This is a genomic window from Aquimarina amphilecti (assembly GCF_900109375.1).
Lineage (GTDB): Bacteria > Bacteroidota > Bacteroidia > Flavobacteriales > Flavobacteriaceae > Aquimarina > Aquimarina amphilecti.
In genome coordinates, this window is the sequence record NZ_FOAB01000002.1 from 480,460 (window position 1) to 495,888 (window position 15,429).

General features: G+C 32.7%; 13 protein-coding genes and 1 tRNA gene. 7 read left to right on the forward strand and 7 right to left on the reverse strand.

What is annotated here, in order from left to right; all coding sequences use genetic code 11:
• Nucleotides 1-8: 8 nt before the first annotated feature.
• The gene (locus BMY33_RS06415; protein ID WP_091406797.1) at nt 9-884 is read right to left on the reverse strand and encodes an ABC transporter ATP-binding protein; all 876 of its coding nucleotides are present in this window, start codon (nt 882-884) and stop codon (nt 9-11) included.
• Nucleotides 885-1,091: 207 nt separating this feature from the next.
• Between BMY33_RS06415 and BMY33_RS06420 the strand changes: the two genes are divergently transcribed.
• Both BMY33_RS06420 and BMY33_RS06425 read left to right on the forward strand, forming a co-directional pair.
• Entirely contained in the window at nt 1,092-2,117 is a 1,026-nt protein-coding gene (locus tag BMY33_RS06420; protein ID WP_091406799.1) for a sensor histidine kinase, read from the forward strand.
• The gene (locus BMY33_RS06425) at nt 2,117-2,860 is read left to right on the forward strand and encodes a LytR/AlgR family response regulator transcription factor (RefSeq protein ID WP_091406800.1); all 744 of its coding nucleotides are present in this window, start codon (nt 2,117-2,119) and stop codon (nt 2,858-2,860) included. The genes BMY33_RS06420 and BMY33_RS06425 overlap by 1 nt, the downstream gene beginning before the upstream one ends.
• Before the next feature lie 61 nt (nt 2,861-2,921).
• On the opposite strand, the gene BMY33_RS06430 is transcribed toward BMY33_RS06425, so the two are convergent.
• Nucleotides 2,922-2,995, reverse strand: a tRNA-Ile gene (locus BMY33_RS06430).
• 56 nt (nt 2,996-3,051) lie between these two features.
• On the reverse strand, nt 3,052-3,453 hold the full coding sequence (gene mce / locus BMY33_RS06435; RefSeq protein WP_211482384.1) for a methylmalonyl-CoA epimerase: 402 nt from the start codon (nt 3,451-3,453) through the stop codon (nt 3,052-3,054).
• Nucleotides 3,454-3,568: 115 nt separating this feature from the next.
• Here mce and rbfA point away from each other — a divergent pair, with 115 nt between their 5' ends.
• Both rbfA and BMY33_RS06445 read left to right on the forward strand, forming a co-directional pair.
• On the forward strand, nt 3,569-3,961 hold the full coding sequence (gene rbfA / locus BMY33_RS06440; protein ID WP_091406803.1) for a 30S ribosome-binding factor RbfA: 393 nt from the start codon (nt 3,569-3,571) through the stop codon (nt 3,959-3,961).
• Nucleotides 3,962-4,050: 89 nt separating this feature from the next.
• A complete protein-coding gene (locus BMY33_RS06445) occupies nt 4,051-5,256 on the forward strand; it encodes an ABC transporter permease (RefSeq protein WP_091406805.1) in 1,206 nt (401 codons plus the stop codon).
• 13 nt (nt 5,257-5,269) lie between these two features.
• Here the strand turns inward: BMY33_RS06445 and dusB are convergent, their stop codons facing one another.
• Nucleotides 5,270-6,262, reverse strand: coding sequence for a tRNA dihydrouridine synthase DusB (gene dusB, locus BMY33_RS06450; protein WP_091406807.1), 993 nt, complete (start codon nt 6,260-6,262; stop codon nt 5,270-5,272).
• A gap of 153 nt (nt 6,263-6,415) precedes the next feature.
• Between dusB and BMY33_RS06455 the strand changes: the two genes are divergently transcribed.
• Complete coding sequence (locus BMY33_RS06455) at nt 6,416-7,813, forward strand: leucine-rich repeat domain-containing protein (protein ID WP_091406808.1); 1,398 nt, start codon at nt 6,416-6,418, stop codon at nt 7,811-7,813.
• A gap of 256 nt (nt 7,814-8,069) precedes the next feature.
• Nucleotides 8,070-9,866: a translation elongation factor 4 gene (gene lepA / locus BMY33_RS06460; RefSeq protein ID WP_091406809.1), complete on the forward strand. Its 1,797-nt coding sequence runs from the start codon at nt 8,070-8,072 to the stop codon at nt 9,864-9,866.
• A gap of 323 nt (nt 9,867-10,189) precedes the next feature.
• On the opposite strand, the gene BMY33_RS06465 is transcribed toward lepA, so the two are convergent.
• A complete protein-coding gene (locus tag BMY33_RS06465) occupies nt 10,190-11,008 on the reverse strand; it encodes an HAD family hydrolase (protein ID WP_091406811.1) in 819 nt (272 codons plus the stop codon).
• Between the two features lie 102 nt (nt 11,009-11,110).
• Here BMY33_RS06465 and BMY33_RS06470 point away from each other — a divergent pair, with 102 nt between their 5' ends.
• On the forward strand, nt 11,111-11,533 hold the full coding sequence (locus tag BMY33_RS06470) for a secondary thiamine-phosphate synthase enzyme YjbQ (protein ID WP_091406813.1): 423 nt from the start codon (nt 11,111-11,113) through the stop codon (nt 11,531-11,533).
• Here BMY33_RS06470 and BMY33_RS06475 read toward each other — a convergent pair.
• A complete protein-coding gene (locus BMY33_RS06475; protein WP_091406815.1) occupies nt 11,530-11,970 on the reverse strand; it encodes a hypothetical protein in 441 nt (146 codons plus the stop codon). The genes BMY33_RS06470 and BMY33_RS06475 overlap by 4 nt on opposite strands.
• Nucleotides 11,971-12,060: 90 nt before the next feature.
• The gene (locus tag BMY33_RS06480; RefSeq protein ID WP_091406817.1) at nt 12,061-15,285 is read right to left on the reverse strand and encodes a TonB-dependent receptor; all 3,225 of its coding nucleotides are present in this window, start codon (nt 15,283-15,285) and stop codon (nt 12,061-12,063) included.
• Between the last annotated feature and the right edge of the window lie 144 nt (nt 15,286-15,429).

The window sequence follows — 15,429 nt, forward strand, 5'->3', positions numbered from 1 at the left end:
TAGAATTTTTAGTTAATGGCGGAATTGATCTTTGCAAAAAATACATCCTCTAATGTTGGGTTTACCTGCTGAAAACCTTCAGACGGTTTTTCTTCACTGAGTATGTGGATTAAAGGGCTGCCTCCAACCATTTTATTGGAAATTACACTATAGGTATTATTGTAACTTTCTAGTTCGTTACGATGAATGAGTTTCTGCCAAACCTTATTATTTAGTTCATTTATAACTTCTTGAGGTTTGCCTTTGCAAATGATCTTACCATAATTCATGATTGCCATGTTTTGACATAGCTCTCTAACGTCTTCTACAATATGAGTAGATAGTATAACAATGACATCATTGGCAACATCTGCTAAAAGATTATGAAATCTATTTCTTTCTCCTGGATCTAAACCAGCAGTGGGTTCATCGACAATGATTAATTTTGGATTGCCAATCAGTGCTTGGGCAATACCTATTCGTTGCTTCATTCCTCCAGAGAACCCTTTTACTTCTTTATTACGCTTATCATATAGATTTACCTTTTGTAATAAATAGTTTACCAGATCTTTTCGTTCTTTTTTTACTGATACTCCTTTTAATATCGCCATATGGTCTAACAACTGCTTGGCTGTAATTTTTGGATAAACACCAAATTCTTGAGGTAAATACCCTAAAACTTTTCTTAAGGCTACAGGATTTTTTATAATGTCTATTTCTCCTAAAAAGGCAGTGCCACTGTCAATTTCTTGTAATGTAGATAAGGTTCTCATTAATGATGATTTTCCTGCACCATTAGGACCTAATAGACCGAACATACCACTAGATATTTCTAATGAAAGATTATCTAAAGCTTTGACTCCGTTAGCATATGTTTTATTTAAATTAGTGAGTATTAGATTCATTTTGTTTCGTTTTGATTATGAAACAAATAAATTCTAATTGTCAATTTCTCGCTATTTAATTTCTCGAACCTACCTTTTTGCTACGTATAAGGCATTAAATCATTGACAAACTGAGTTCGTTCATAAAAACCTCAAATTCATGGATGATTTTTGGCTTTTCATTGATTAGAATAGGTTCTTCATCCGGTGAATTCATATTTTTGTTATATGATTAAGATACATAAAAAGCGTTTTGTGATACATCTAATTATACTATTGAGTATTGCAATAGTGTTATCCATGATTGTGTTTTTTTCTTCAAAAGAAAACCTTTCGCTTAATGCTTTGCCAGAATTCTTTCTTCAAACTTCCTCTAGTATTTTTCTTCTACTGGCACCTCCTATTTATTTTAATATTTACTGGTTAATCCCTAATTTTCTTGTTAAAAAAAAGTACCTTATTTATGGGGTTATTGTTATTATTTTAGTTGCTATTTGGGGATATGTTTTGGGTGTTGGAGAACCTTGGATAGACAGAAATTGGTTTAATAAAGGTGATGAAAAACCTAATTATGGAGTAGGAGTTATAGGTACTGTTTTATTGCTAATTGTTACTACCTTGTTGCATATCGTTTATCGATGGTTTGTACAATTGTCTACAATAAAACAGATAGAAAACGATCAATTACATTTAGAATTATCATCTTTAAAAAACCAAATCAATCCGCATTTCTTTTTTAATACGCTTAATAATTTATATGCATTGTCTTTAGAAAAATCAGATCAAACGCCTTCAGTTATTTTGAAATTATCAGAAATGATGCGTTATACAATTTACGATTGCAAAGAACAAGAGGTTTCTGTAGCAGGAGAAGTAACTTATATTGAAAACTTTATTACTTTACAAAAAGTAAGGCATCATAAAAGAGGGGTTATCACGCTAAAAAATGAAATTAATAATACCGATGTTAAAATTGCTCCTATGATTTTAATCGTGTTTATTGAAAATGCTTTTAAACACGGTTTTGATTTATTGGATAAAAAAGCATTTATTAATATAAGTTTAAAAGATGATGATAATGCTCTTTATTTTAACATTGAAAATAATTTTAATACCCCTACAGAAGAACGTGAAAAAGGGATAGGTCTTGAAAACGTAAAAAGAAGATTGGCGTTAATTTATCCTAATACTCATGAGCTTAAAATTGTTAAAAATGAAACGTTATTTCGTGTAGACCTAAAACTGTATTTATAATGAGATGTTTAATAGTAGATGATGAACCACTTGCTCACAGAGTCATTAATAATTACTGCGATAATCTTTCGTTTTTGAACATAGAAAAGGGTTGTTATTCTGCTTTTGAAGCGATTAATTATTTAAATGAAAACCAAGTTGATTTAATATTTTTAGATATCAATATGCCAAAATTAAAAGGGTTAGATTTTTTAAGAACGTTAAACAATCCTCCTTTGATTATTATTACTTCAGCATATCAAGAATATGCTATGGAAGGGTATGAACTAGCTATTCAAGATTATTTACTTAAACCTTTTAGTTTTGAACGTTTTTTAAAAGCTGTTAACAAAGCAGTTCAACAAAAAAAACTGTTGGAAACTTCTAAAAACAAGAGTGAATTGGAGATTACAACGAAACCTTCATCAAACTCTATTTCTAACTCCGCAAGCAATCATCAAGAGCATATATTTATTAAAGGAGATAAGAAAACACATCAAGTAGCACTAGATGCTATTTTATACTTGGAGAGCATTGGTAGTTATGTGAAAATTTATTTGAAAGATAAAACCATTGTTTCATTAGATAGATTAACAAATTTTGAAAATAAACTTCCTAATAATCTTTTTGTAAGAATTCATCGTTCCTATATAATCGCTGTTAGAAAAATTGATTTTATCGAAGGGAATCGTGTAAAAATTAATGATGTATTTGTTCCTGTCGGTAGTGTTTACAAACAAAACTTAACCAAATTTTTAAAATAAGTTTGATTAGGTTTTACTACATTAAATAAAAAAAGCCCTAGTTTTCACTAAGGCTTTTCGGTGGTCCCACTTGGGCTCGAACCAAGGACCCCCTGATTATGAGTCAGGTGCTCTAACCAGCTGAGCTATGGGACCTAAAACGGATGGCAAATTTAAGTAATTGCTTCAAACACGCCAAACATTTTTTTAATTTAATTTATCTCTTGGCAAAGCTCTACCAAAACGCCATTCGTAGTTTTTGGATGTATAAAGGCAACCAGCTTATTATCAGCTCCTTTTTTAGGAGTTTTATTGATTAATTGAAATCCTTCTTTTTCTAATCTTTCTAATTCTTTTTCAATATCATCTACGTCAAAAGCAATATGATGTATACCCTCACCCTTTTTAGAAATAAATTTTCCAATAGGTCCATCCTCTTTAGTACTTGCTACAAGTTCGATTTTATTTTCCCCTACTTTGAAAAAAGAAGTGATAACAGATTCACTTTCTACTGTTTCTTGTTTATAAGGAGGAACACCTAATAATTGTTCATATAAGCGATTTGATTGATCAATATCTTTTACAGCAATTCCGATGTGTTCTATTTTGTTAATATGATTCATGAGATGTTATTATAACTTTGGAAGTAAAAGTACAAAATAGGTATAAGGAAAGGATTTTATAGCAAAAGAAAATCAATACATCACATATTTAGCTATTTTTGCAGTCATGGAAACAAATAGACAGAAAAAAATAGGTGGAGTATTACAGCGCGATGTTGCGGATGTAATACAACATGCATTACGTGAGGCAGGAGTACAAGGGATTTTAGTTTCTGTTACTAAAGTAAGTGTTACGACTGATTTATCAATAGCTAAAGTATATATGAGTGTTTTTCCTCATAATGAAGGAGAAAAGGTTTTGAACGAAGTGAATGCGGTAAAATCACAAATAAAACATCAAGTAGCTCAGCGAACTAAAAATCAACTTCGTCGCATGCCTGAATTATCTTATTTTATTGATGATTCTTTAGAGTATATTGATAATATCGATAAAGCAATAAAAGGAAAAGAAAACCCTTTAGAAAACCCAGATTTATTACCACGTCGTAAGAAGAAGTAAAACTTTATCATCTTTAGAAAATAAAAATAAACCTTTATTCTATTATCTTTAATTAAAATTAAATTCACCTAAACTTAGGATTTAACAATTTGAAATTTTCTTATTACATCGCTAAGCGTTATTTATTTTCTCCGGGTAGTAGTAATGCTATTAATATTATTACTGGTATCGCAGCAGCTGGAGTTGTAATAGGAGCTATGTCATTGTTTATAGTATTGTGCGGTTTCGCTGGATTAAAGGATTTTAGTCTTCAATTTTCGTCTTATTTTGATCCAGATCTTAAAGTTTTTCCATCAAGTGGGAAAACATTTGTTTTTACAGATGCTCAAAAGGAAAAATTAACTGGTTTAGAAAATGTTGTTAGTTTCTCTGAAATTATAGAAGAGCGTGTGTTTTTAAAGTTTAAGGACAAACAAAAAACTGGTACTATCAAAGGGGTCGATACTAATTATAAGAATGTAATTCAGACAGATAGTATTGTTTTTGGAGGAGAATGGCTTACTGGTAATGATGCGCAAGTAGTTGCGGGCTTCGGAATTAGTAGAGAATTAGGAATGGGTGTTGAGCAGGTGTATACTAATTTCTTAAACATATATGTGCCAAAACCAGGGAAAGGAATTCCTAAAGATCCTTCCAAAGCTTTTCGAAAAAAAAGTGCTGTAAATATTGGGATGTACTCAGTAAATGAAGATTTAGATAAAAAGTATGTTTTTAGTACTATTGGATTAGCAAGAGAATTATTGGCTTTACCAAATGATGAAGTGACTAATGTAGAGCTTAAATTAACACCTGATTCGGATCCAGAATCTGTAAAAAATGATATTTTAAAGATTTTTGATGATCAGGTTATTGTAAAGAATAGAATACAGCTTAATGATACTTTGTATAAAATGCTAAATACTGAAAATCTAGCTGCTTATCTAGTAATCACCTTGATAGCAATTATAGCTTTGTTTAATGTTGCAGGAGCCATAATAATGATGATTATAGATAAAAGAAAAAATATTAAAACATTGCATAGTGTTGGCGCATCACTACAGAATATTAGAAAAATATTTTTATTCCAGGGATCATTAATGACTGTTTTAGGAGCCTTATTAGGATTGCTCTTAGGATTTATAGTGATTACGTGTCAGCAACAGTTTGGTCTGTTAATGATTACGCCTACATTGCCGTATCCAACTAAAATTACATTGGTTAGTTTTCTGTTAGTATTTTTTACAATAACGATAATTGGAATTATTGCGTCTTTATTAGCATCGGGTAGGATTAATAGAAAGCTAGTAAACTTCTAGGTTAAGAGTATTTTTATACAAATTCAAATCCGCTGAATTTTTCCTGAATCTCATCGAATGCGTTAAAGACATCTATAGAATCGTCACTAGTGACCATTTTCATACGATATTCTTTGAAATGGGGAATCCCTTTAAAATAGTTTGTATAATGTCTTCTAGTTTCAAAAACACCTAACTTTTCTCCTTTCCAATCAATTGCCATTTGTAGGTGTCTGCGGGCTGCAATTACTCTTTCTTCTATAGTTGGTGGAGGTAAATGTTCTCCTGTTTTAAAGTAATGTTTTACTTCTTTAAAAAACCAAGGATATCCAATACTAGCTCGTCCAATCATGGCTCCATCTAATCCATATTCATCTCGCATTTCCATAGCACGTTCAGGGCTGTCAACATCTCCATTTCCAAAAACGGGGATATGCATCCTTGGATTGTTTTTTACTGCAGCAATTGGTTTCCAATCAGCATTACCTTTATACATTTGTGCGCGCGTGCGACCATGGATTGCAATCGCTTTTGCACCAGCATCTTGTATTCGTTCTGCTACTTCTACAATTTTGATAGAGTCGTGATCCCACCCCAATCTAGTTTTAACGGTAACGGGTAAATTAGTATGTTCTACCATTGCCTTGGTTAAGGATACCATCAGGTCAATATCTTTTAGAATGCCAGCACCTGCCCCTTTGCTAACAACTTTTTTTACCGGACACCCAAAGTTTATATCAATAATATCTGGCCCAGATGCCTCTACGATTTCTACAGATTTAAGCATGGAGTCAAGATTAGCTCCAAAAATTTGAATTCCTACAGGACGTTCTTTTTCGTAAATATCTAATTTCATTACGCTTTTTGCTGCATCTCGAATTAATCCTTCACTGGATATAAATTCTGTATAGACAACGTCCGCTCCTTGTTCTTTACACAGTGCGCGAAAAGGGGGATCGCTTACATCTTCCATTGGTGCTAATAATAATGGAAATTCTCCAACATCTATGTCTCCTATCTTTGCCACAATCTCTGTTTGTTAGGTTATATATTATTTAAATATGTGGCAAAAGTACGAATAATGTAAGATTTATAAATAGGTGTGATAGTTATTAAAAGTAGAATGAATGTTGCCTGCCTCTGAGTTTTTTCTATTTTTGCGGCACCCAAAATATACAATATGAAGCATATAACTACATTTCGTTTATCTACTTTTTTATTATTATTTGTTATTTTATTTATTTCTTGTGAAGAAGATAATGAAACAAATTTATTAACTGTTCCTGTAAAAATTGTAACAGCGAATAATGAAGTTACTCCAAGTACGAATCTTCTTATAACTTCTGAGAATCCTAGTAATCCAGAAGAGCAATATCCTTTAAGCTTTAATGTAGAGTATAATATGTTGACATCTATAAATATAGTAGACAATGGTGGTTCGTTTTATTTTTACTTTAGAGATAGAAATCTGGGAGTCATAGAACAACGATTTACCAAAGAAGAATTATTAACCTATACATTAGATAACCCTTTAATTTTAGAATTTGGTGGGCATTTGGCTGAAGAGGTATACACAATAACTGTAGATACGCAATCTAATGGTAAAATAGATATGGTTACCAGATTGTTTGAAACAACATTGTATCATGTGGAGTGGGGAGATGGAGAAGATGATACTATGGAGGCTCCGATGAATGAATCTACATTTGCTTCTGATTTTCTGAAGCATACCTATGACAATGCAGGGACGTATACAATTACAGTAAGAGCAGCAAGAAAAGATGATGTTCAGGGAATCACCTTAGGTTCTGCTGTTGAATTAAGACCGGCAAAAGTAACAGCTATACAGCTAAATGATCTGGATAATTTGGAAATTTTAAGTTTAGGATATAATACCATCCAAAGTATTGATGATGTTATTGCTAAGTTGCCTATGTTAAAAGACCTAAGTTTACGATTTGGGGTAATGACATCTATTGATCTTACAAATAATACAGAATTAGAATTTTTGTTACTAAATAGTTCAAGATTCGAGGAGATTAAAGGCTTGCAGACTTTGACAAAACTACAGCGTTTAGGATTGAAAATAGCCTTTAACAATGTGAATGTTTCTAAATTTCCAGAATTAGAATTTCTTTATTTGTCAAATAATAATATAGAGATTATTGATGTTTCACAAAACCCCAAATTAGAACATATTAATCTTGGAAATAATAAGTTAACTAGTATAGATTTAAGTAATAACCCTGAAGTAAGTTGGTTATATCTTTATGATAATAATATTGAATCGGTGGATATCTCTAATTTAGAAAAATTAGAAGTTTTAAGTTTATCTTCTGCTCCGTTAAAAACTATTGATTATCCAATTAGTTTAAATTATTTAGAAAGGCTTAATTTCTCGAATTGTTTTCAGCTAGGTGGATCCAGAGGATTGTTGGATTTATTATATGCAGGTCAGGAGAATAATCCAAGAGAATCTGTGTCTATTGCTTTTCCTACAAGTTGGGGCTTTAGTTCGGAAGATATGGAGAGACTTGAGGCTTTAGAGGCTAATTTTAATTGGAGCATATCGTATTGATTTTTGATAAACTATATAGTTACAATTCGTCTTACCTAATACAAAAATTTTGTTTTTACACAAAGTAAAATAAGTAGTGTTTACATAATTTATACTTATTAATCGATTATATTTGCAAGTCATTACAGTAGTGGAAACTGCGTGAGGGATTGTAGAGGAAATCCCGCAGCCTGACGAAGGAAGTGCGAGGAATTGAAACGGAAAGCCCGACCTGCCTCTGGTGGGTCACGCCCTAAAGACTAATTGAAGAGATAGCATGAAAAATATAAGGAATTTTTGCATTATTGCGCATATTGATCACGGTAAAAGTACGTTAGCAGATCGATTGTTGGATTTTACAGGATCTGTTACCGCACGTGAGGCTCAGGCGCAATTATTGGATAGTATGGACCTAGAACGTGAGCGTGGCATTACGATCAAGAGTCATGCAATTCAGATGGAGTACACATACAAAGGAGAGGAATATATTTTGAATCTTATTGATACTCCTGGGCACGTTGATTTTTCTTACGAAGTTTCTCGTTCTATAGCTGCTTGCGAAGGCGCTTTACTTATTGTTGATGCTGCGCAAAGTATCCAGGCGCAGACAATTTCTAATTTGTATTTAGCATTGGAAAACGATCTGGAAATTATTCCGGTATTGAATAAAGTAGATTTACCAAGTGCAAACCCAGAAGAGGTGACTGATGATATTGTAGATCTATTGGGATGTGATCCAGAAGAAGTAATTCCTGCTAGTGCAAAAACGGGTATTGGAATTGAAGAAATTCTTGAAGCAATTGTAGAGAGAGTTCCTGCTCCGGAAGGGAACCCTGATGAGCCATTACAAGCATTAATTTTTGATTCAGTTTATAATTCTTTTAGAGGGGTAGAAACTTATTTTAAGGTTGTAAATGGTGAAATCAAAAAAGGGCAACAAATTAAATTTGTCGCTACAGGGAAAGATTATTCTGCTGATGAAGTGGGTACACTAAAGCTTAATCAAGTGGTTAAGAAAAGTATTAAGACAGGAGATGTTGGATATTTGATTACGGGTATTAAGGATGCTCGAGAAGTAAAGGTTGGAGATACTATTACAGATGCAAAAACTCCAACTCAGAATGCTATTGAAGGTTTCGAGGATGTAAAACCGATGGTATTTGCAGGGATTTATCCGGTAGATACAGAGGATTATGAAGAACTTCGTTCTTCTATGGAAAAATTACAGCTTAATGATGCTTCTTTGGTTTTTTTACCAGAGAGTTCTGCTGCATTAGGATTTGGTTTTCGCTGTGGATTCTTAGGGATGTTACATATGGAAATCATCCAAGAGCGATTGGAACGAGAGTTTAATATGACCGTAATTACTACGGTGCCAAACGTGTCTTACCATGCATTTACTAATAAGAACCCTGATGATATTATCATTGTTAATAACCCTACAGATTTACCAGATCCGTCTTCTATGAATCGTGTAGAAGAACCTTATATAAAGGCAACTATTATTACCAAGTCAGATTTTGTGGGTTCAGTAATGTCTCTTTGTATTGAAAAGCGTGGTGAGATTACAAATCAAACCTATCTAACCACAGAGAGGGTAGAGTTGACATTTGATATGCCGTTAGCAGAAATCGTATTTGATTTTTATGATCGACTTAAAACGGTATCTAAGGGGTATGCTTCTTTTGATTATACACCTATTGGTATGCGTCCATCGAAATTAGTAAAAGTAGATATGTTGCTTAATGGAAATATAGTAGATGCGTTATCTGCTTTACTCCATAAAGACAATGCCTACGGTATTGGTAAAAAGATTTGTGAAAAATTAAAAGAATTGATTCCTCGCCAACAATTTGACATTCCAATTCAAGCTGCAATTGGTGCGAAATTTATAGCCAGAGAAACAGTGAAAGCTTTAAGAAAAGATGTTACTGCTAAGTGTTATGGAGGTGATATCTCTCGTAAGCGTAAGCTTTTAGAAAAACAGAAAAAAGGTAAAAAACGTATGCGTCAGGTAGGTAATGTAGAAATTCCACAGGAAGCTTTCATGGCTGTATTGAAATTAAATGATTAATTATTTTAAGAATTAAATAAGTAAGAAAAAACTTCTATAAAATAGATTTAAAAAGGTTAAAATGCGTTTTTTTAGGATTAAAAACGCATTTTAACCTTTTTTTTGTATATTTGTATCCAGATATAGTTATATAAAGTTTTATTTATGTATCTATATAGAACTAAACAACAATAATGTAAAGAGCTATGCAGAATTTTTTTACTAAGCAACCTATCTACGTTTATTTTTTTATCATTTCTATCGTGTTAGCTTGCATTTCTTAGGGAAATACTGGTAACAGATCATTTAAAGAAGAATTTGTTTTTACAGGAAATAGATTTTTCCTAAATAGATTTTTTTCTTTTTGCCTCAATCATCTTAGAGAGCATATATTCAACCCCATTTTCGTCATTACTTTTAGTAGTATAATTTGCTACAGCTTTTACATTAGGATGTGCATTTTGCATTGCAAAACTATATGTTGCTTGTGACATCATTTCTAGATCATTATTGTAATCACCAAATACCATAGTTTCATTGGTTGAAATATTTAAGCTATTCTGAACATTTTTAAGCGCATATCCCTTATTGGCATTATTATGGGATAAGTCAAGCCAAACTTTTCCTGAGACTTTTACTTTTAATCTGCTTTCTAGGTGCTTAAGAGCTGGATACAAATATTTTTCTGATCCCTTCTCATTACATATTGCTATTTTTAAGTATTGATCATCAATTACCTCTGATAAATCTTTTACTATTTCGTACCTGCCATAAAACTCTTCTAACATGTTTTCGAAATCCTTACCATAATCCTCTATATATGCTTTTTTTCGACCACATAGAATTACTTGAGAACCTTTAAGATCTTTTGTTGCATCTAAGAGTTCTAAATATGTTTTTCGATCAATTTCTGTTGTTTGTAATTCTTCATCTTTATGCATTGTTAATGCACCGTTTTCGGCAATAACAATCATATCATCTTTAATGGCTTTTAGTTTATGAAGAATACTGTAGTATTGTCTACCGCTTGCGGCAACAAACGTTACACCTAACTCTTTTAATTCATCAAATAAGTAAAAAAAGGATTGACTTACTTCCCCTCTTGAGTTAAGGAGAGTGCCGTCCATATCAGTAGCTACTAATTTTATTTGAGATAAATCCATATGATAAAAGTTAAGATGACAAAGGTATTAGAGTTTACAGTAAGAATATAAACTCTTCCTGTGAAATTTGTATTAAATTGCTATTCTTAAACAGTAGATCTCATGAAATTCTTTCAAAAAGAAATAAAATTACAACCGTATTCTAGGGGTTTTCATTTGATTACAGATGAAGTAATTTCTAAAATTCCTGAGATTAGCGAAATAGTTATTGGTCAATTACAGGTTTTCATCAAACATACTTCGGCGAGTTTGACCATTAATGAAAATGCTGATCCTACTGTTCGTCAGGACTTTGAAAGCCATATGAATCAAATGGTGCCAGAAAATCAAGCATATTATATCCATACTTATGAAGGTCCTGATGATATGCCTGCACATATTAAAGCTTCATTAATGGGAACTTCTATACAGATACCAATTACTAGTGGCAGACTTAATTTAGGAACCTGGCAAGGGATCTATTTATGTGAACATAGAAACTATGGAGGTTCTAGAAAATTAGTGTTAACGGTATTTGGTTCTTAGAACCAATTTGCCCAAGGAATTCGGGATAACATTAATATCCAAGCTAGTGTATAAAAAATTGCTAACATTTTAAGTTTTGGTGTAGAGGTCAATTTCTTTTTATGCTTAGAATATCCTATTGTAATTAACACTACAGTTAAGATCATTACTGTTGGGTGTTCTACATTATACAATCTTAATAGAGGGTCTTTCATGATTTCGCTCATTCCGATACCTTCTGTAAACCATACAATCGTAGGAGAGACAAAGAATATAACGATACCGATCAATAGTTGAAGATGTGTAACTATTAATCCAAAAAGTGATATTCTAAAATCTTTAGGTGCATATTCTCTTTTAGTAAAAAAACCAATTAAAGCGTTGATAGTAGCAAGGGTAACAACAAGAACAACTAGATATGCCCAATAGGAGTGAACGATTTGTATAGCTTCGTACATAATGATGTGTTTAGTTTATCCAAAGGTAAACATAATGTATAAAAAAACCTCGCTCAATTTGAGCGAGGTTTTGAATTATGGTTATATGTTTTAGTTGAAGATATATCTTAAACCAACTTGCATTTGCCATCTTGATGATTGTAATCCATTATCATCTAATTGCTCGATCCCATTTTCGAAAGAAGCAGGATTAAAACTAAATTCAGGATCAGGACCAGCTTGTTCCGTTTCTAACAAACGAACGTCACTAGTAAACTTACGTTTTCCCCAATCTTTATTTAATAAATTAGTGAAGTTGAAAATATCTAAAGATACCTGAAGCGTGTTTTTGTATTTTCCAGTATTGATATAAAAGTCTTGTAAGAATTTTAAATCAATAGTGTTACTCCAAGGGCCTCTTGATCCATTACGCTCTGCATACTGACCTCTTCTGTCTCTTAGGTAATCATTTCCTTCGATAAATGCATTTAAAGCATCCCATTGTTGTTGAGAGCTTAATCCATTTTCTCCATCAACCAATACGATTTCACTTTGGTTAGCTGGGATATAGATTAAGGCATTATCTCTAGAATCATCATTTAAAAGATCTCTACCTTCTCTATAAATAAAAGAGTATGGAGAACCTTGATTAGCTTCATAGAAAAGAGCAATAGTAGATTTCATAAAACCAAGGTATTCTTTTTCATAACTTACATTTGCAGTTACACGAGATCCAGCTGAGAAATCTGATCTTCCTAAAGGTATGTCTGCATTCTTACCGTTTACAGTTTGTATATTTCTCCACTGAGAACTATTCTGAGAAGAAGTTCCATCAAAAATTGATTCTGCTTCTCCGTAAGAATAAGATACACTTCCTTGGAAACCATTAGAGAATGGTTTTCTTAATGTAACAGAAGCGTTATAAGAGAAACCTTCACCTGTATTTGTTCCTAATGTAATTCTTCCATATGTATTATCGATTAAATCACCAAAGCTATCGCTATAGAAAGGTCTGTTATCAGCACCATTTAAGAAGCCTTCTGCTTCTGCAATGTTTAAGTTTTCATAATAGATATTTGTAATTACATCCGTATATAAGAAATCCGCGCTAGCAATTAATCCCCAGAATGGTAATTTTTGATCTATCGCGATGTTATATTTCATAAATTGTGGTAATCTAAGATCAGGAGAAAAGATGTCAATGTTACCAGCTAAACCACCAGTTCCAGGTGCTACTGCAACAGGCTGTTGGTTAATGTCAGGGTTAAAAGTGATTGTAGAAGGATCTAAGTTAAATCCACCTGTAAATCCACCTGTAATACCATTGTTGTTGTAAGATCCTCCAGGCCATACTAATGGGATTCTAGAAGTAAACATTCCTAATCCACCACGTATTTGAGTAGTTCTATCATTTTTCACATCCCAGTTAAATCCAATTCTTGGAGATAAATGTGCTTTAGGGTTAATTGCTTTACCAACTCTAGCTCCACGTAAATCTTTTCCAGCAGCTTCTAAGATAGGAATTGTTCTGTTGTTAAAGTCATCATTTACTGGACCATCTTCGAAAATAGGAACATCTACTCTTAAACCAGCAGTGAATTTAAAGTTTTCAGAAATACTAACTTCATCTTGAACATATACACTTGGTTGGTATAATTTAAATTCTGAAGCCCCATCAGACTCATCACCAACAGCGTTACCTCCTACTAGAGAATAACCTCTTTGGTATTCGTCAATAATTCCAGCGTAGAAATCACTAACACTATTGAAAGTGTAATCACCATAGTTAAATGCAAAGAAAAGGTTCTTTATTTTAGAAAACTCGTGTTGAGTACCGATTGTTATAGTGTGTTTACCACTATAGATTTCAAAATTATCAGCAATATTTAAAACATCTTGGTCTAATAAATTTGCAGTAGAGAAAGGTTCTGCTCCAAAAGTAATAGTACCATTACCATCTCTAATATCTACAGAAGGAAAAGGATCCCCTGATGGATCTCTGTCATCTCTTACTGTTTTGTATCCAATTAATAAACTATTAGACGCCCAGCTACCAAAAGAAGAGTTAAGCTCTAAAGTTGTTTCGTTTTTTACACTTTCGAAAAGCTCAGAACCATTTATAAAACCGATTCTTGTATTACCACTATTTCTAGCTTCTAGGTTATCTGCGCTAACATAATTATGTTTTACACTTAATTGGTTATTGTCGTTAATATTCCAATCTAATCTTACAGTAAATTTGTTACTTTCTAATGTTCTTGTATTATTGTCAAAACCACCTGGGTTAAATCCGTATGTAGTTTGTAAGAAGTTTGAAAGATCCTGAACTTCAGATAAGCTAGAGTCTCCTTGATAATTACTAAAGTTGAATGGTTGCGGTGTTTCAGTTTCTTCTCTTTCGTAATTAACAAAGTAGAATAATTTGTCTTTTACAATTGGACCACCTATTCTAACACCGTAAATATTAGAAGAAAAATCTGCTAATTTTTCTCTAGTTTCACCATCACCTACTAGGCTAGGAGGAGTTTTTCCTGCAAGATCCTGATTTCTGAAGTACGTATATGCCGATCCTTCAATTCTATTTGTTCCAGATCTAGTAATTGCGTTGATAGCACCCCCTGCAAAACCTGACTGTCTTACATCAAATGGAGCGATGTTAATCTGAAATGTTTCGATCGCATCAATAGAGAATGGGTTTACTCCAGTTTGTCCTCCATCTGTTCCAGAGCCTGCTAAACCAAATACATCATTACTTACACCTCCATCGATGTATAATGCATTGTATCGGTTGTTTTGACCTGCTAAAGAAACTGAGAATCCGTCATCACCTTCAGTAATCTGTGCTTGCGGAGTTATTCTTACGAAATCCGCTACTGATCTAGATACAGAAGGTAAAGAGTTAATTTGTCTTTCAGTAACTGTAGTTTCAGTTCCTGTTTTACCAGAATCAAATACTCCACTACGATTAGCTGTAATTACAACTTCTTCAAGAGCATTAGCCTCTTCTTTCATTTGAGTGTTAATCGCTTTAGAGCTTCCTAACTGAAGAAATACTCCGTCCTGTACGAAACCTAAAAAACCAACATAAGAGATTGTTACTCTATATGGTCCTCCAGTTCTCATATTGGCGATCCTATAATAACCGTCAAAATCTGTAATTGCTCCATACTTAGTACCAGATGGTGTATGAATTGCAATCACATTAGCACCCGGAAGTGCGGCACCTGTATTATCTGTAACTTTTCCATTCATGGAAGATTTTGTAACACCTTGGGCAGACATTTCTGCAAACGTCGCCAAAAGAATTACAACAAATAAAAATGTAATCTTTTTCATTATAATGAATTGAGTTAATTGTTTGGCGCAAAAGAACGAATCTTTGTGCAATCTAAGTTTATCTAAACGTTAAAATTTTTCACATAAAAATTTAACGGTTTTAAGGTAACTCTATTTCGTATTCAATTGATTTGTAATCAATTG

Bases quoted from the DNA above. Each gene is read 5' to 3' on its own strand.
- BMY33_RS06480 (WP_091406817.1), bottom strand. From the start codon at position 15,285: ATGAAAAAGATTACATTTTTATTTGTTGTAATTCTTTTGGCGACGTTT.
- BMY33_RS06425 (WP_091406800.1), top strand. From the start codon at position 2,117: ATGAGATGTTTAATAGTAGATGATGAACCACTTGCTCACAGAGTCATT.
- BMY33_RS06415 (WP_091406797.1), bottom strand. From the start codon at position 884: ATGAATCTAATACTCACTAATTTAAATAAAACATATGCTAACGGAGTC.
- BMY33_RS06465 (WP_091406811.1), bottom strand. From the start codon at position 11,008: ATGGATTTATCTCAAATAAAATTAGTAGCTACTGATATGGACGGCACT.
- BMY33_RS06455 (WP_091406808.1), top strand. From the start codon at position 6,416: ATGAAGCATATAACTACATTTCGTTTATCTACTTTTTTATTATTATTT.
- rbfA (WP_091406803.1), top strand. From the start codon at position 3,569: ATGGAAACAAATAGACAGAAAAAAATAGGTGGAGTATTACAGCGCGAT.
- BMY33_RS06420 (WP_091406799.1), top strand. From the start codon at position 1,092: ATGATTAAGATACATAAAAAGCGTTTTGTGATACATCTAATTATACTA.
- BMY33_RS06470 (WP_091406813.1), top strand. From the start codon at position 11,111: ATGAAATTCTTTCAAAAAGAAATAAAATTACAACCGTATTCTAGGGGT.
- BMY33_RS06475 (WP_091406815.1), bottom strand. From the start codon at position 11,970: ATGTACGAAGCTATACAAATCGTTCACTCCTATTGGGCATATCTAGTT.
- lepA (WP_091406809.1), top strand. From the start codon at position 8,070: ATGAAAAATATAAGGAATTTTTGCATTATTGCGCATATTGATCACGGT.